This is a genomic window from Candidatus Methanoperedens sp. BLZ2 (genome assembly GCF_002487355.1).
In the GTDB taxonomy this organism is placed as follows: Archaea; Halobacteriota; Methanosarcinia; order Methanosarcinales; family Methanoperedenaceae; genus Methanoperedens.
Window position 1 is genome coordinate 77,154 of sequence record NZ_NTMG01000085.1, and the last position, 17,622, is coordinate 94,775.

Below are 17,622 nucleotides of genomic sequence, written 5' to 3' on the forward strand. Positions count from 1 at the left end.
TTACTCCAGAAATATATTATGTTCCGATATTATTTTAATCTTTCGATATGAAAAATAATAACAGATGTTTGAAATCCTACAATCCCAATTCTGCTCTCTTCAAATCGCTCTTTTTCTTCTCAAGGAACGAATAAACAGGGCCATGGGCTGACCCTTCAAGAAGCATATTGATACCCGTTCTTGCTACGGTATTCTGCTCCGGATACCCGATCAAGCTTATTGTTTTCCCATAAACGGAGATATATGCGTTAGTCAGGGTCTCAAATATCTCCCTTGTTTTGCCATCCTTCCCGATTAGTCTACCCCTTATCCTCATGAGGTCTTTTTCTGTCCTTGCGATATTTGAAAGGTCTATTGTTTCAAACATAAGTAGGTCATGGTCAAACAATTTCAAAGCCTTTTCAGGGCTAAAACCCCTTGCTATAGCCTGTACGACTTCCTTTGCGCGCATTCCCATAAGAGGGTCAGTCGGGTTTGCAATTTCCACATCCCCGCTTTCACTATCAATATTTAATGTTGCGGTTGATTTTTTTTCAATGAGTTCTTTAGTCTGGCCTTTCGGGCCAACAAGGACCGCTATTCTTTCAAGTGGTATTTTAATATGCTCTGTCATTGTCTTCCTCTTTATTTTTCTTTATAATTGAAATAATATCATCTTCATTTACAGGAATATTTAATTTTCCGAAAAAGCGAGCAATGTTTGCAACATCGCGCCGCAGGTAAGTTTCTGCATTGAAATGACTGGTCAGGACAGACTGTCCCATATCAATTATTACCGGTTCCATTTTATTCATGTCGACCAATATATTGTATTCACTAAGGTCTGCATGGACAAGCTTTGCCTTTGAATACAACCTGTTCATATAATCGACCAGCAAGTTAAAAATATGCGATGCTTCCTCTGTTGTCAGTTTAACATCTTTCAGTTGAGGCATCGGAACACCATCGTTCCCAATAAATTCCATTAACAATATGTTCCTCTGTGTGATATAGGGTTTTGGCACCCTTACCCCGGCCTCTTCTGCACGTTTCAGGTTTTTGAATTCTTTTTTCGTCCATGCAAGAATGATATCTTTCCTGGCATGCCTGATCCCCTGGAACCTGGGGTCTCCCAGAATGTAGTCTTTCATGGAATTAAAATTAGCAGTGGATATCATGTAAATCTTTACTGCGACTTCGGAGATATCATCTTTTTTTGCTATGGCATGGAAAAGATTTGCTTCTTTCCCTGTACTGAAACAACCTCCAAGCGCATCAATATAACCTTTTTTTGAAAGGTCATAGAGAGCCATCAATGTGGCTGTGTCAAAAACATCGTCAAATACTTGTTTCAGATCGGAATCTTTTAACCGCATGCGGAATTCATCGACTTTCTCATCCATGCGGGAAAGCTTCTTATCACTGGCCATAGGCTTAATTTAACTTTTCAAAAATCCCTTTCTCTCAAGCCAGTTTACCTGTGGTCCGCTGTATTTCCAGATTATATCAGCTTTTTCGGTCTGGAAAGACCATGGCACAACTATAACAACATCCCCTTCCCTTATCCAGGTACTTTTTTTCATTTTTCCGGGAATGCGGGTGATCCTTACTACGCCATCCATACACCTTACGCGCAGTTTATTAGCCCCCAACAGACTTTCAACAGTGCCCAGCACTTCGCCCGCTTTTTTTTGCGGCACCCGAACTCTTGTAAATTCTTCTGGTTGCTGGCTGTTATTGTCTCGCCTATTCAGTTTAACACCTCTTCATTCATACACTTTATTGTCTTGGCTGTATGTAAAGGTTACTGACAATATAATAAATAAAAATAATATATAAAAAATATTTAAAATTATCCGATACTTATTTTAGAAACTAATTTAATGAAGTCTTATAAAAATGTCTGAAATCTCTATTCTTGGAATTGAAGGGACGGCATGGAACCTGAGCGCAGCAATTGTTGATGAAAAAGATGTTATTGTAGAAACTACGGCCACATATCGCCCCGCTGCTGGTGGCATCCATCCCCGTGAAGCTGCGCAGCATCATGCAGATCATATTACAAAAGTGGTAAGTGAAACCATGGAAAAAGGAGGACGAAAAGTAGATGCAGTGGCATTTTCCCAGGGCCCCGGACTTGGGCCTTGTCTTCGTACAGTTGCAACAGCGGCAAGAGCACTTGCATTATCGCTTGATGTTCCACTGATCGGGGTGAACCACTGCATTGCGCATATTGAGGTAGGGAGATGGAAAACGCAAGCTTTAGACCCGGTGACATTATACGTGAGTGGCGCGAACTCACAGGTGCTTGCATACAGGAAAAGCCATTACAGAGTATTCGGGGAGACGCTTGATATCGGAATCGGTAACGCCCTTGACAAGTTCGCAAGATCGGTCGGGTTGGCGCATCCCGGAGGACCAAAAGTAGAAGAACTTGCAAAGAAGGCTTCACAGTATATCCAGCTGCCGTATACTGTAAAAGGCATGGATTTCTCATTCTCGGGATTGACAACAGCTGCCCAGGAATCAGCCAAAAAATACCCTCTGCCTGATGTTTGCCGTTCATTCCAGGAAACTGCTTTTGCAATGCTTGTGGAAGTAACGGAACGTGCTGTTGCACATACAGGAAAATGTGAAGTCCTGCTTGCAGGCGGCGTGGGGGCGAATTCACGCCTTCGTGAGATGCTCACTATCATGTGTGAGGACAGGAATATTGATTTTTATGTGCCGGAAAAGAGGTTCATGGGCGATAACGGCGCAATGATCGCTTATCTTGGTCTCCTGATGTATAAATCGGGATACAGGACATCGATCGCGGAATCTAAGGTCAATCCCAGCTTCAGGCCAGATGAAGCAGTGGTGGGGTGGAATCCGAACGCCGTTGATGTTTTCAAAGAAGAAAAGCCTGGCCAGCAGGGAAAAATCGCAAGCGGCGCCGAAGCTGTGATCACACTTTCCGGGAATACGATCGCCAAGACAAGGATATCGAAACGCTACCGCCTCAGGGATATAGATGAAACCTTACGCAGGGAAAGAACACGAAATGAAGCAAGACTTATTTCAGAGGCGCGGCGGTGCGGTGTTCCAACACCCATCATCAGGGACATTTCTGATTTTGAAATAAAAATGGAATACATAGACGGGATAGCCCTGAAAAAAGTAATTACGCCTTCGCTGAGCGAACAGACAGGAGAACTGATAGGGCGCCTGCACACATATGGAATAATTCATGGCGACCTTACAACTTCCAATATTTTATTCAGGGATGATAAACTCTATCTGATCGATTTCGGGCTGGCTTATCTTGATAAAACTGTGGAAGCACGGGGGGTTGATGTGCATGTGCTTTTCCAGACATTTGAGAGCACACATGAGTTCCATGAAGAGCTTATTGAGGCTTTTAAAAAGGGATATGCACGGACTTTTGCGGGTGCGGATGAGGTTCTGAGCAGAGTGAGGGATATTGAGGGAAGGGGGAGATACGCGTGATTGAAATGCAAATTGAGATTTTCTTTTGGAACTAGCCGCAGGATCTTGCCTCTGTCGGTATCACGGTCACAACAACAATCTTTATCTTATTCCAGCCTGAAATCAGCATGCAATGTTCATCAAACAGCTTGATTTTTTCAGGGAGACACTATAAATGAAATTCGCCGCAAGCGCAGCAATGCTTGCTTATTTTAGTACTCTGGAAACAGAGCTTAACCGCGCTATCGAGCTGGCCAATCGCGCACGGGTTAACGGCGCCGACCCGACTCCAGGCATCGAAATACCAATAGCAAAGGACCTTGCAGACAGGGTCGAAAAACTTCTTTCTATCGAGGGCGTCGCAAAAAAGCTCAGGGAACTTGAAACCACGATGTCGCGTGAGGAAGCAGCACTCCAGGTGGCAATTGCTGTTGCCAAGGGTGAGATCAAAACCTTTGAATCGAACAGGGATGCCATAGAAGCTGCTGTGAGGGTTGCAATGGCAGTCCTGACAGAAGGCGTAGTGGCTGCGCCTATCGAGGGCATTGCCAAGATCGACCTGGCAAAAAACGACGACGGTACCGATTATATCAGGATATATTATGCAGGCCCGATAAGGAGCGCTGGCGGCACCGCGCAGGCGTTGTCGGTGCTTGCTGCCGATTATGTGCGCGCGAACCTGGGAATCGCACGTTTTGTCCCGCGGCCCGAGGAAGTTGAGCGATATGTTGAAGAGATCACGGCATACAGGCGCGTAGCGAATTTACAGTATCTTCCGTCAGATGATGAGATCCGCCTCATAGTCAGGAACTGCCCGATATGCATTGATGGTGAACCCACGGAGGAAGCCGAAGTTGAAGGACGGCGTGACCTTGCGCGTATAGAGACGAACAGGATCAGGGGCGGCATGGCACTTGTTATTGCTGAAGGCATTGCTCTCAAGGCACCAAAAGTGAAAAAGCACGTTGATAAGCTCAAACTTGAAGGCTGGGACTGGCTTGATAAATTCGTGGTCACTGTAAAAACCGATGATGCATCGGCTCAGCTTAAGCCTAAGGATAAGTACCTGCAGGATCTGATCGCGGGCCGGCCCGTTTTTTCATATCCTTCAAGACCAGGCGGCTTCAGGCTAAGGTACGGCAGGGGCAGGAACACGAGTTTTGCAGCCGCAGGTATCAGTCCAGCCACGATGGCATTGATGGATGATTTTATTGCAGCTGGCACCCAGATAAAAGTCGAGCGCCCCGGAAAAGCCGCAGGTATAGCCCCTGTAGATACCATTGATGGTCCTACCGTGCGCCTGTTCAATGGGGATGTACTGAGTATCAAGACTGAAGAGGAAGCAAAAAAAATACGGCCATCCGTGCAGCAAATCCTTGATATCGGGGAGATACTGATCAATTTCGGGGATTTTCTTGAGAATAACCATCCTCTTGTGCCATCATCCTATTGTTATGAATGGTGGCTCCAGGAGCTTGCTGCAAAAACATCAATAAAGGAACCTGGCGACCTGAAAAATCCCAATGCCGAAAAAGCGCTTTTTTTATCAGATACTTATAAAGTGCCGCTGCATCCTAAATATACATACCTCTGGCATGATATTTCAATTGATGAGTTTTCCCGGCTTGCTGAATATATCAGGATAAATGGAAAATATTCTGACAAACTAACATTTCCGAATGATGACAAAATAAAAACCATCCTTGAAGTCCTGCTTGTCCCTCATATAGTCCGTGAGAAGGTGGTTTTCATTGATGAACCGCTTCCCCTGATGAGATGTCTTGGGCTTGATACGACTCTTAAAAAGAACTGGATAAATACTGAATCCAATATCCTGGATACGGTCTCAAAAGCAAGCGGGATAACTATCAGAGCCCGTGCTCCTATCAGGATCGGGGCACGGATGGGACGTCCTGAGAAATCTGATAAGCGCGAAATGAAACCTGCGCCGCATGTGCTTTTTCCCATCGGGGGAGCTGGAGGCAAGAGGCGCTCACTTGTAGATGTGAAAGATTTCGTGGATGATGAAGAGGACAAAGAGAAGAATAATGAATTCAGGAACAGCGAGTTCCAGACAGGACTTACATACCAGAAAGGAAAAGTCGGGACAATAAACGTCCAGATTGGAAGCCGCATATGCCCGGCATGTAAGAACAGGACTTTCAAGAACAAGTGCACATGCGGAAAGTTCACCCATCCGCTTTTTAAATGTGAGTCATGTGGAATTGAAATAAAGACGCCGTTTATGGGGACTAATACCAATCCGCCATGTCCTAAATGCAAAAAAGAAACTACCTCTGTCACTGAAATGGATATTGATTTCATATCAGAATACCAGAAAGCACTTGATAATGTTGGGGAAAGGGATGTTTACAAACCAAAAGGTGTTCTTGGCCTTACTTCAAAGAATAAGACGCCTGAACCACTGGAAAAAGGGGTGCTCAGGGCAAAGCATGATGTCGTGATGTTCAAGGACGGGACTGTGAGGTATGACCTCTCGGATATGCCTCTAACACACATTAAACCCGGAGAACTCGGTGTTTCGGTTTTGAAATTTAAAGAACTTGGTTATATTAATGACACATATGGAAATCCGCTTGTTGATGAGAACCAGATCCTCGAACTTAAAGTGCAGGATATTGTTGTTTCAAAGGATTGCGCTGAATACCTTCTGAAAACCGCGAGATTCATTGATGACCTTTTAACGAGATATTATAAAGTTGAATCTTATTATAATATCGAAAGAATCGATGATCTGATCGGGAAATTGGTGATAGGTCTTGCTCCCCACACCTCGGCTGGAGTTCTTGCCCGTCTTGTGGGCTTTACTACAGCGTCTGTTGGTTATGGGCATCCGTTCTTCCATGCTGCTAAGAGACGTAACTGCTTCCAGGGAGATGAAAAATTATTGGTTCAAAGAGGAGAGGGTTTTGAACTTTTAACGATCCGCGAACTTGTTGAAAGCAACCTTATCGAAGATATCGAAACAGATAATTTTGGAACTGAATACAGGAAAATAAACGGCCTGAGAACATTTGCTTTTAACATAAAAATGAAAAAGTTCGAATTGGCAGATATAACACATGTTTCAAAACATATTGCCCCTGAAAAGCTGATCGAAATAAAAACCAAAAGCGGCAGAAAGATAGTGGTGACAAAGGATCATACTTTCCCGGATAGTTCAGGAGAAAAAGTGAGGGCGCCGGATGTAGACGAATTATTGATCCCCTGGAACATCAAAAGACCTCTTATCGAAGGTAAAGAGAATATTGACCTGCTCTCGATAACAGACGCGCAGGACGTAATGATAAGAACAGATTGTGATGTTTTCGAGGATGACGTACAATTTTCGCAGATAAGCAATAATCTTGGAATGAGTTATAAGACATTTACTAATTACATTTACAGGAAATCATATCCATTAGAGATAATCAATAGATTCAATCATGGAGTGATCGATGCAGGCAATTATTTATTGGGGAGCAAAAGAGACAAGGCTTCTATAAAGCCCAGCATAACGGTGAACGAAGATTTCTTATCACTGTTAGGATTTTATTTAGCAGAAGGGTTTATTAAAAAGAATCAAAATAATTGTCATCAGGTATCTATAACCGCTACTAAAGAATGGGCCCGATGCATCTTAGAAGAAAAAATAAATGCTGTTTTTGGTTTGTCTCCCAGTATTTCAGGAAATCATGTAACGATATGCTCAAGATTTGTCCTTGAACTTTTTGAAGAACTGAAGATCGGCAAAGATGCCAAAACAAAAAGGGTTCCAGACTTTGTGTATGCCCTGCCAGAGGAAAAAATAAGCGCATTTTTGGGAGGTTATTTCACAGGAGATGGCTCGTGTTCCCTGCAAAGCACTTTAGAGGTCAATGTAACTTCAGTAAATAAATGGCTAATTGATGGGATGTCTTTTCTCCTGATGTTTTCCGGGATCAAGCACTCAATTTATGAGGAAGAACGGGAAGTAAAAAGTGACCTCATTCTAAAATTCTACGGAAAACCGAAATTGATCCATTCGTATAAAATAAGAATCTATGGAAGTCAGGCAAGAAAATTCATTGAAGACATAGGCTTCCTTGGTGAAAAACAAAAGTATGCGCAAGATTTGCTCAAAAAATGGCTGGCTAAAGAAGGTCAGACAAGAACCAATTTTGATGAAGATGTGTTCATTGATAAAGTTGTAGAAAAAAAAGAGATTAAGTCTAATGATAAATATGTGTATAATCTGACTGTCGATACCCATCACACCCTCATTTGCTCAGGAATTACCACATTTCAGTGCGACGGTGACGAAGACTGCGTGATGCTCTTGATGGACGGCCTCCTGAACTTCTCCCGTTCATACTTACCCGACAGGCGCGGCGGACAGATGGATGCGCCTCTTGTTCTGACTTCGCGCATTGATCCGAATGAGGTGGATAAGGAGGCGCATAATGTGGATGTGCTTTTCCAGTATCCTCTTGCGTTCTATGAGGCAACGCTCAAGTTCGCAAATGCCAAAGACCTTGTCAAGATCATGGATACTGTTAGCGGACGGCTTGGCACTCCAGGGCAGTATGAGGGCTTCGGTTTCACCCATGATACTGCAAATATAGCAGCAGGCCCGAGGAACAGCGCTTACAAGACCCTGGGGACGATGATCGAAAAAATGGAGGCACAGCTTGGGCTTGCCAGGAAAATAAAAGCAGTAGACCCGACTGATGTCGCAGAAAGAGTTATAAATTCTCATTTCCTGCCCGACCTTATCGGGAACCTGCGCTCCTTCTCGAAACAGAAAGTAAGATGCACTAAATGCAATGCCAAATACAGGCGCCCGCCCCTGCAGGGGACATGCCCCAGGTGCGGAGGGAATATCGTGCTTACGGTGCATGAGGGCTCGGTACGAAAATATCTTGAGACGAGCTTGCGCATCGCGGATGAGTATAATGTGCGGCATTACACGAAGCAGAGGCTTGAGCTGCTTGAGATAGAGATGAGGTCGCTGTTTGAGAGCGATAAGGTGAAGCAGAAGGGACTTGCGGATTTTATGTGAATATCATTCCAGAAATTTATAAATACAACCGAATTAATTTTCGACGCTTCGCAAAACCTCAAGATATGCAATAAATATATATTCTATAGTAACACATGTGTTACATATGGATACTACGATACGGAATATTGATCCTTTTGTTTATAAAAAATTAAAAACAAAAGCTGCGCAAGAGGGCATCTCCATCGGGGAAGCAGTAACAAAGGCAATCAGCGAATGGTTAGGGCTTCCAAAGAATAAGAAGAGAAGCATCATTGAGATCAAACCGGAGCATTTTGGACACCAATATCGGAACCTGAGTGAAGAGATAGATGAAGTCTTATATAAACAGGAGCAAGCTTGATATTCCTTGATTCCAGCGCGATCATCGCTTATAAGAATGCGGATGATATAAATCACAAAAAGGCTTCAAATATCTTTCAAAAACTTAGTGCAGGGGATTACGGAATCGGGGTAATATCGGAATTCGTGTTCTCGGAAGTCACAACAGTGCTTGCACTCCGTAAAAGTATGGATGCTGCAAAGGAAGTGGGAAATGTCCTGCTTGAGGCAAAGGAAATCGAAATAATGAAAGCAAGCGATGTGTTTGAAAGGTCATGGGAGATTTTTTCGAATCAAGAGAATACTGGTTTGAGTTTTGTGGATGCTTCAAATCTTGCCTGTATGGAGATAAGGAAAATCAGAAAGATAGCAACTTTTGATAAGGATTTTTTAAAAATAAGGTCGGTTGAGGTTGTGAATGGCTGAAGATACAAATACAGGCGCCCGCCTCTGCAGGGGACATGCCCCAGGTGTGGCGGGAATATCGTGCTGACGGTGCATGAGGGCTCGGTAAGGAAGTATCTTGAGACGAGCCTGCGAATTGCGGATGAGTATAATGTGCAGCATTATACGAAGCAGAGGCTTGAGCTGCTTGAGATCGAGATGAAGTCGCTGTTTGAGAGCGATAAGGTGAAGCAGAAGGGGCTGGCGGATTTTATGTGAGTAATAGAAAAAAGGAGTTGTAAAATGCCAGAATGTATTAAATGTGGTGAATTTACTAAATTCAATGGTGGACTTTGTTCAAAATGTTATGCTGAAAAACAAAAAACCAATGATAAATCCTATTATCCCAAAGAAAACGATGTAAGAGCAGATAATGGAGGCTTAACTGATCGCGATTATAATTATCGATACGGAATGATTAAAGGCAGAATTGCTGAAACATTAGTACAAGAATTATTTTTGGCTTTAGGATATTCTGTTTTCAGGTATGGAATGGAAAATACCATACCGGGAATTATGGAACTATTGAAGGGAGTTAGAACAGACGTAGCAAATGAAATACGAAGAATGCCTGATTTTGTGGTTCAAAATCCAAAGAACGGAGACGTATATTTTGTTGAAGTGAAATTTAGAGCAAGCGAAGAATTCAGTCTGAAAGATTTGCCTAAAGATTATCCTTATAGAAATGCCTATATAATTCTTGTATCAAAAAAACATATTAAATGTGTAACGGTTGAGGAATTAGAAGCTGGAGAACAAATTACACCGAGTTCAAGAAATTATTTGGGAAATCGCAAAGAGTTTGATTTAGACAAACAAACAATCATAGACTTTTGTGATTTTGCAGTTCAATTTTTCCAGACAGTATAAGTAATCTTTTTTTTGAGAAAAAAAGGAAGTGATGAAACAATAGAGCATTGATTTAATCATAAAATGTATCATTTCTAAATCCAATTAATTTAATTTGTGGCGCTTCAGCAAAACCCATTGCTTCGTCATATTACTTTGCGAACTATCTATATTCTGGAGAATTTAACAACGAACTCATACGACCAGAGTTATTACAAGTTCGTACTAATTCGTCAGATTGTGTAAAAACTCAAAATTTTGCAAAATTGGAAGCTTATTTTCGATTTAAAGGCTTAATAAGGCCTGTTTTTCAAACAAACATGACTTTTTACTACTTTTCACACAGCCTGTCGTTGTTGATTTTAAGTAAGCTGAGGTGGAGGTGTTGAATTAGTAAAAGGGATTCTCCGTTGAGTAGAGACTCTAGTATCGAATATAGAGTAGCTGTTTAATAGCAATACGTGAAGAAGAAGAGGATTTCTGATTTTATGTAACTTTAAAAGATATAAGACGAGAGATATTTATACTTATGTGAACTATACACAAAAGACTATGTCAAAAATTGATGAAATAAGAACATTCATAAAAGAAGAAGCATTAAAATTTGGTGCAAATAATGAGAAAGATTATGTTGAAAGAAACAATACCGGGAATGATGCTTTAAGTCAAGGCGGAGCCTATTTTGGTTTTATTTCTCCAGATGAAGATAATTCGGGACCATACCATGATTTTTCTCTTACTATTTTACCAGATAAAGATGATAAACCATGGTTAGTTTGTTTGGGTATTGGTTCACTGGGATTCAAAAATGATTATGAGTTAGCTAGTTTCCCAGGAGTAAGAAGATTATTTTTCTCATTAATTAGTTCAAAGGGATATTGCAAAACATCATTTATTGATATTGAAAATGGATTGCCACGATCATTCTTGGCTAAATTACCTCATTTGAAAAATACATTAAAAACATACTCTAAGGTATTACCTGCTTGTGAAATTGTAGAGGATCCAACAAGTGTTGAAGGCAAAAAAATTATTTCGGCTTTTGTTGCAGGATATGCCGAATTAAGGAAATGGCCATCAAATAATGAACATAGAAAAGCTAAAACCACAGCAATTTCAGCTGTTAAGAAGGAGGAATCTCCTGATGACGAAAAAGACGTTTTGAATTTAATACTATCAAGAAAATACGTTGTCCTAGAGGGCGCTCCTGGTACGGGTAAAACAATGTTGGGAAAAAAAATCGGAGAAAAATTAAATGCAGAAATATTTTTCACGCAATTCCATGCAGAAACGAATTATTCAGATTTTATTTATGGTATCAAACCAAATCTAAATCAGTCAAACCTAAACTACCAAGAACAAAAAGGGATTTTCTTACAAGCTCTTCAATTTGCAATTAGTAATCCTTTTAAGAATGTTCTACTTATTATTGATGAACTAAATAGGGCAAATTTATCAAACATTTTGGGTCCAATTTTCTATTTATTTGAATATCAAATGGATGATAATTCTGTAAATATTGAAATTTGTAATGGTTTCTCTGTTAAAAAAATTCCCAAAAACTTTTATGTTATTGGTACGATGAATACCGCTGATAGGAGTCTTGCGGTTGTTGATTTCGCTTTACGAAGACGTTTTGCATGGTATACATTAAAACCCAGAATACTTGAAACGAAGGCATTTTTCAAAGATGATTTCTTAACATTTCAAGAAATATTTTATTGGTATGCAAGTAGTGAAGAACTGAATTTACAACCAGGGCATGCTTATTTTATAGCAAATTCAAAAGAAGAAATGACTCAAAGAATTCGCTATGAATTATTTCCTCTGATTAGAGAATATCTTTTAGAAGGAATTATGTTAAAAGCTAAAGAAGATTTCAACGAATACTTTTCGGATAGAATCAAGGATACGCTATTTAAATGAAATTTAGTGAAGATATATTTAGTAAAGATATATTTTTTGAAATGACTTGTTTAACCGAAAGTTCAACAAACATTTCTGGTCGTTACCTTCATAACAAGTTCAAAGGTTCTGATAAAAGATATATTGGGCAAGCATTACAAAAATTTGTTGATTATAACCGAGTTAATTTCGCTTTTCTAAACGTCACTCCGATAATCTCTGGTAGCGATGCAAATACAACATTATCCTTTAGATCCGACAAATTTGTTGGAACTATTCCATTAAGATCACCAGATACGGGAAAACAAATCGGTGATTTTGTTGTATCTCCAAGATTTTTAGCTCGCAAAGACAGATTTACAGATTATATCGAAATAATAGATTTAATTAGTAAGAAAATCGAACCGGAATTTAAAGATACTATTCCTCTCGTTTCCGGCAGAAACCTTAGTCCGCCATTATATTTTGAAGCTGTCAAATACTTGAAATTATTGAATGAATTGGTAAAAACTAACTGGAAAAAATTCCAAACCAATGAAAAAACCTATGATTTTCCAAAATCTCAGATTAATTGGAATAATTATTTAAAGCGCGAATTTGATCCGACGTATAAACTTAAATTTCCTTGCAAAGAAAATATTTTATCCAAGTTTCATCTTGAATATTTTGAAATAAAATATGTGTATGAATTCGCAAAAAATGAAATTAATTCAGTAAATACTCCCCAAAAAATTCGCCTATCTGTAGATTCATTAATTAGTTATTTAGACAATAAATTAAAGAATTTTAATGCAATTGAAACAAAAATAATCAAAATTAAAAATTCTGACCCAATTATTGTGAAGCATGTTAAAATTCAAGCTAATAAAATTCTTCAAAATAATATACAAATAAATAAAGCTTGGAGAGTTGATTTTTCAGATGTTTTTGAAAAGTATGTTCAATATATTTTCAAAAATATTTCTTCTGAAATTGGGGGTCATTTATTAACTAATTATCGATTAAAAAAATCATCCCATTTTTCACCGCTTTGGTCTTTAGAACATTTAGAACCAGACGCAATGCTAATCAAAGATGATTTAATGATTTTTATTGATGCTAAATATAAGTCTCACTTGTATAATACTACCAGTATTAGCGATTTTCTAAAAGAAGAACACAGACATGATATCCATCAGATCTTATCATACTGCTCATTCGATCTAAATAAGAATAAAATCGGAATTTTATGCTATCCTTCTTATCAAGTAGATTTTCAATTTTTAAATTATACTAATCAGCATAATAAAGTTATAAATAAAATTGGGTTGCTTGGAGTTCCATTAAATAAATCCAAAATTAATGATTTAAAAAGTTTAATGATTAAAGAAATATCAAACTTGGAACCAAACACAAATTTAATATTGAATAATTAGAAGTTTGTGAGAAAAAATCCGCGCGTATCCGCGTCATCCGCGCAATCCGTGTTCCATCCCCTGCCCCCGCGTACACAAACAGGCGCAGGCACAGAACATCCATGGCGCGCCTGCATCCGGCTTTCAGGGCAGACCGCCGATACTGCGCATGATTTAATTACCAAAGATGAAATTTTAAAGTGAATTTGGGTAGTATTACACATGTGATGCAGCCGATTTTTTCCTTGCCGCACCTGCTTTTTTGTGAGCCTTGCCTATATATCTTATCTCGACCACATGACCTTTTACGAGCTTTTCCCGTTCTAATTCTTTATCAAGTTCCGGGTCACTTTCAATTTGTTTTATAAGATCCTCTTCATCTTTGGCTATGTATCTTCTCATCTTATTCACTTTTTAACTTTCCTCTATATAACTTCTTCTTGCTATCTGGCGCATCAAAAGCCGTTATTAATAGCATTTCATTGGTTCCAGAGGGTTCCAAGATTACCACCAGCACCCTGCCATACGATTCACCAAGAACAAAATACCTCAAGGCTCCATTCACGTTTATCCTGTACGGAATGAAAAATCCATCAAAAACGTTATGCACTTCGGATAAACTCACTCTATGTCGTGCAATATGGTCAAGTGTATTATCGCCATATAATAACTTGATATTTTTCCAGTCTGGCATAGTTTATCACAGGGCTAAGATATAATCCTTGGTTAAAAACGTTCGGAAAGCGGGGCGAAAGTGAATTCTTGTATCGCTTCAAAAACATTGATTCACGCGCCCCAAGGAACATCTTTACAAAACGCACTCAGCAGGCACACACTTTCGGATACCCCGGTGCGCCTGCGTCTGGCTTTCAGGGCAGCCCGCCGCTCCTGCCCGGCGCCGAGGATTTTAATAATTAACATACAATACAAACACTGACGACGTCTGCATCTGTTATACTTCCATCTAAAGATACGTCACATAAGCGAAGAACATATATTATCAAAAACAAATTACAAAGTATTCATGATACTATATGAAAAAGAATTAAAAGAATATTTCAGCAGCAAAGATAGCGTAATACTTGCTTACATTTTCGGTTCAACTGTCAGGGGCGATGCAGGCAGGTTGAGCGATGTTGATATTGGAGTCCTGCTGGATGAAAATTTATCCAAAAAAGACCGCTTCGAGTTGGAATTAAGATTGATGGGTGAAATAGCCGTTTTAATTAATAAAAACAAAATAGACCTGATTGTTTTAAACGAAGCGCCTTTGCTTCTGGCATATAATATTATTAAAGATGGAATTATTTTAAAATCCGGTGAAACACAGAGAGTAAAGTTTGAAACAAAGATCCTTTCCATGTATCTGGATGAAAAATATTACATAAAAAGGCACACGGAAGAAACTTTGAAACGGATTGCTGAGGTTGGTTTTGCATGAATGACGAAATTGCATCTAAACTTGAACACCTCAGGGAATATGTGACCATATTAAAAGGCTATCAACATCATCAAATAGAAGAACTGCAGACAGATCACACCCTTAAGGGAGCAATTGAGAGATATTTAGAGGTCGCATTAGAATGTACGATCGACATTGGTGAAATGATAATCTCACGAGAAAAACTGAAACGGCCGGAATCTTACCAGGAGGTATTTTTAATCCTTGGGGAGCAAGGAATTTTGCCAAAAAATTTTGCTATATTGAACTCACGACTTTAAATAAGTTTATCCATATTTTTAATATCTGGCGAGTATTCAGAAACACAAATGCTCTCTGTTATCATCCACCCGCAGGATTCCAAAATAATCGTTTTGCCAATAAAAGATAATGCAACTGAGCCTGCGTTCTATGGTATCCTTACTTTGAAAAAAACACCGCGTGGAGCGCGCGTAGGAAAATTCAGAATCAGGCAGGGAGAAAAGGATGATTTCAGGGCGCCCGAAGAAGTAATTGAACTCTTGCGGCTTGCTGATAAAATCCTGATCGCCGAAGGAAATGAAAAATCTGAAGCAGAATTTAAGGAACTTTTGACGGCTTTCCAGCTCGATTATGGTTATACGGCAACATGCCGCCTCTGCCTGCTGGCTGGCAAGTATACCACAATGGGCGATAATTCCATCCGGTTTCACAACGAATCGGTGTGCGAGTATTGTGCGAAAAAAGAACTGATAAAGGAAGCAAAATCCATCAAACTCGGAAGCCTTGGCCAGGAACGTCTCATCCAGATCCTGCTCAAAACAAAGAACCTTGACAGGGTGCTTGCAATGCTAAGCCCCGGGAAACTGGATTCGGGATTGACCAGATTTGACACCATGGCAGCATGTAAAGTTGATAAAACGATAAAGGTGAAGGACCTGCCGCTGCACGATGAACTTAAAAAGCTCCTGTTAAAACAGATGGAAGAACTCATGCCAGTCCAGGCGCTTTCTATTGAAGCAGGTCTTCTTGAAAGAAAGAACCAGCTGATCATTTCGGCTACAGCAACAGGAAAAACGCTTATCGGTGAGCTTGCCGGACTTTCCAACATCTTGAACAAGAAAGGCAGGATGCTGTTCCTTGTTCCCCTTGTTGCTCTGGCCAACCAGAAATATGAACAATTCACGCGCCGGTATTCTTCGATTGCAACCACGTCACTGCGCGTGGGAACAAGCCGCATAACCAAAGGAATTAAAGGTATCCGCACTACCCTCTCATCTGATATCATCGTAGGCACTTATGAAGGAATTGATTTCATTCTGAGATCAGGAAATGCGCATACGCTTGGCAACATAGGAACTGTCGTTATTGACGAGGTGCATACGCTTGAGGATAAAGAAAGGGGGCACAGGCTCGATGGTCTTATTGCCCGCCTGAAATTCATTGCATCCGATGCCCAGTACGTTTATCTCTCGGCAACAGTTGGCAACCCTGGCTGGCTTTCGGAAAAACTGAACGCAGGATTAATAGAGTTCGAAGAGAGGCCTGTCCCGATAGAGAGGCACCTGATATTCGCGCCCGAATACGAAAAAAAGCGAATGATCGAACGGCTTGCCAGGCAGGAATTTGATAAGAGATCCTCTAAGGGTTTCCGGGGACAGACTATCGTATTTACCAATTCGCGGCGTAACTGCCATATGCTTGCAGAAGGGCTTTCAATAAAAGCGCTTCCGTACCATGCGGGTCTATCCTATCCTGAACGAAATAAAGTGGAAACGCAATTCGGGAAAGGAGAGCTGCCTGTGGTCGTGACAACAGCGGCGCTTGCGGCAGGTGTGGATTTTCCCGCATCGCAGGTCATATTTGAGTCACTTGCCATGGGTATCGAATGGCTGACCGTGCGTGAGTTCCAGCAGATGCTGGGACGCGCAGGAAGACCGGATTACCATGACCTTGGCATCGTTGTGCTTCTTGCTGACCCGGAAAGAAGGTTCGGAAAGGGAGATTCGGAAGATGAAGTCGCTTTCAGGCTGCTTCGCGGCGTACTTGAACATTTTGGCGTGGATTACGGGGATGATGAACAGCTTGAGGAGACTCTTTCCAATATCGTGGTAGCGCATTCTCTTTCTGACATCACTAAATTAAATGAAATGCTGCTTGGTAAAGGAAACCTGGAGTTCCTTCTGGATAAACTGAAGGAACATGGTTTTATCGAGAAAAAAGATGGTGAATACCGTCCCACAAAACTTGGATTTATTGTCGCATCACATTTCCTGAGCGTGGAACAGACATTCTTGATAAAGAATGCAATTTTTAAAGGAATTAAGCCACTAGATATTGTTACAGGCCTTGAAACCCTGGATTCTGTCTATTTCAGGTATGCATCGCAATTATCGGATGCACTCGGGACAGATATCCCGACAAGAGTTTTCGGCGCAGGGCTTGATATCATTTTTTCGGCAGATGGTTTTTCAAAACTCAAAGAGAACCTGCGCCGCACCATGCTTGATTTTGCCCGGGAATTCATGTCATGCATATGTAAGGATTCACCGTACTGCGGCTGCGCCGAGCGAAAATTCTCAGCAAGGGTCATAGAATTATGTGCCGGGGGTCGCGCCCCTGACGAGGTTATTAAGGAACTGGAGAAGCAGTACGGGGTTTATGCATACACAGGCGATGTCCTCAATTATCTTGACCAGGCTGCAAGGAACCTTGAGGCTGTGGAATTGATAGGCGGGATTTTCGGGAAAAAGGAGATTAGCAAGATGGCAAGGGAGTTAAGGGAAAGGATGGAAGGGTAA

General features: G+C 40.8%; 15 protein-coding genes and 2 pseudogenes. 12 read left to right on the plus strand and 5 right to left on the minus strand.

The window, feature by feature from the left end:
- Positions 1-76: 76 nt before the first annotated feature.
- The 3 genes from CL181_RS19035 to eif1A are packed head-to-tail and all read right to left on the minus strand — an operon-like array spanning position 77 to position 1,733.
- Entirely contained in the window at positions 77-613 is a 537-nt protein-coding gene (locus CL181_RS19035) for a pre-rRNA-processing protein PNO1 (RefSeq protein WP_097300903.1), read from the minus strand.
- Positions 597-1,409 carry a serine protein kinase RIO gene (locus tag CL181_RS19040; protein WP_097300904.1) on the minus strand — a complete coding sequence of 271 codons (813 nt, stop codon included), beginning with the start codon at positions 1,407-1,409 and terminating at the stop codon, positions 597-599. Before CL181_RS19040 ends, CL181_RS19035 begins: the two co-directional genes overlap by 17 nt.
- A gap of 9 nt (positions 1,410-1,418) precedes the next feature.
- Entirely contained in the window at positions 1,419-1,733 is a 315-nt protein-coding gene (eif1A, locus tag CL181_RS19045) for a translation initiation factor eIF-1A (protein ID WP_097300905.1), read from the minus strand.
- Between the two features lie 145 nt (positions 1,734-1,878).
- Between eif1A and CL181_RS19050 the strand changes: the two genes are divergently transcribed.
- The 9 genes and pseudogenes from CL181_RS19050 (at position 1,879) to CL181_RS20715 (ending at position 13,605) form a co-directional block, all read left to right on the plus strand.
- Positions 1,879-3,468, plus strand: coding sequence for a bifunctional N(6)-L-threonylcarbamoyladenine synthase/serine/threonine protein kinase (locus tag CL181_RS19050; protein ID WP_097300906.1), 1,590 nt, complete (start codon positions 1,879-1,881; stop codon positions 3,466-3,468).
- 157 nt (positions 3,469-3,625) lie between these two features.
- A pseudogene (gene polC, locus CL181_RS21335) lies at positions 3,626-8,488 on the plus strand (DNA polymerase II large subunit); the annotation flags it as partial.
- A 106-nt stretch (positions 8,489-8,594) separates the two neighbouring features.
- Complete coding sequence (locus CL181_RS19065) at positions 8,595-8,831, plus strand: hypothetical protein (protein ID WP_097300907.1); 237 nt, start codon at positions 8,595-8,597, stop codon at positions 8,829-8,831.
- On the plus strand, positions 8,828-9,235 hold the full coding sequence (locus CL181_RS19070; RefSeq protein ID WP_097300908.1) for a type II toxin-antitoxin system VapC family toxin: 408 nt from the start codon (positions 8,828-8,830) through the stop codon (positions 9,233-9,235). Before CL181_RS19065 ends, CL181_RS19070 begins: the two co-directional genes overlap by 4 nt.
- A 6-nt stretch (positions 9,236-9,241) precedes the next feature.
- Positions 9,242-9,472, plus strand: a pseudogene (locus tag CL181_RS20710) (hypothetical protein); the annotation flags it as partial.
- Positions 9,473-9,496: 24 nt separating this feature from the next.
- Positions 9,497-10,123, plus strand: a complete 627-nt coding sequence (locus tag CL181_RS19075; RefSeq protein ID WP_097300909.1) for a hypothetical protein — start codon at positions 9,497-9,499, stop codon at positions 10,121-10,123.
- A gap of 531 nt (positions 10,124-10,654) precedes the next feature.
- Positions 10,655-12,028 (plus strand): McrB family protein, encoded by a 1,374-nt coding sequence (locus CL181_RS19080; protein WP_097300910.1) that lies wholly within the window; start codon positions 10,655-10,657, stop codon positions 12,026-12,028.
- Positions 12,025-13,422, plus strand: a complete 1,398-nt coding sequence (locus CL181_RS19085) for a hypothetical protein (protein ID WP_097300911.1) — start codon at positions 12,025-12,027, stop codon at positions 13,420-13,422. Before CL181_RS19080 ends, CL181_RS19085 begins: the two co-directional genes overlap by 4 nt.
- A 6-nt stretch (positions 13,423-13,428) precedes the next feature.
- Positions 13,429-13,605: a hypothetical protein gene (locus CL181_RS20715; protein ID WP_176505340.1), complete on the plus strand. Its 177-nt coding sequence runs from the start codon at positions 13,429-13,431 to the stop codon at positions 13,603-13,605.
- Positions 13,606-13,617: 12 nt separating this feature from the next.
- On the opposite strand, the gene CL181_RS19095 is transcribed toward CL181_RS20715, so the two are convergent.
- Positions 13,618-13,803, minus strand: a complete 186-nt coding sequence (locus CL181_RS19095) for a hypothetical protein (RefSeq protein ID WP_097300913.1) — start codon at positions 13,801-13,803, stop codon at positions 13,618-13,620.
- Between the two features lies 1 nt (position 13,804).
- Positions 13,805-14,095 (minus strand): hypothetical protein, encoded by a 291-nt coding sequence (locus CL181_RS19100; RefSeq protein ID WP_097300914.1) that lies wholly within the window; start codon positions 14,093-14,095, stop codon positions 13,805-13,807.
- Positions 14,096-14,425: 330 nt separating this feature from the next.
- Here CL181_RS19100 and mntA point away from each other — a divergent pair, with 330 nt between their 5' ends.
- The 3 genes from mntA to CL181_RS19115 are packed head-to-tail and all read left to right on the plus strand — an operon-like array spanning position 14,426 to position 17,622.
- Positions 14,426-14,842, plus strand: a complete 417-nt coding sequence (gene mntA / locus CL181_RS19105; protein WP_097300915.1) for a type VII toxin-antitoxin system MntA family adenylyltransferase antitoxin — start codon at positions 14,426-14,428, stop codon at positions 14,840-14,842.
- Complete coding sequence (gene hepT / locus CL181_RS19110; protein ID WP_097300916.1) at positions 14,839-15,123, plus strand: type VII toxin-antitoxin system HepT family RNase toxin; 285 nt, start codon at positions 14,839-14,841, stop codon at positions 15,121-15,123. Before mntA ends, hepT begins: the two co-directional genes overlap by 4 nt.
- 48 nt (positions 15,124-15,171) lie before the next feature.
- Positions 15,172-17,622 carry a DUF5814 domain-containing protein gene (locus CL181_RS19115; protein WP_097300917.1) on the plus strand — a complete coding sequence of 817 codons (2,451 nt, stop codon included), beginning with the start codon at positions 15,172-15,174 and terminating at the stop codon, positions 17,620-17,622.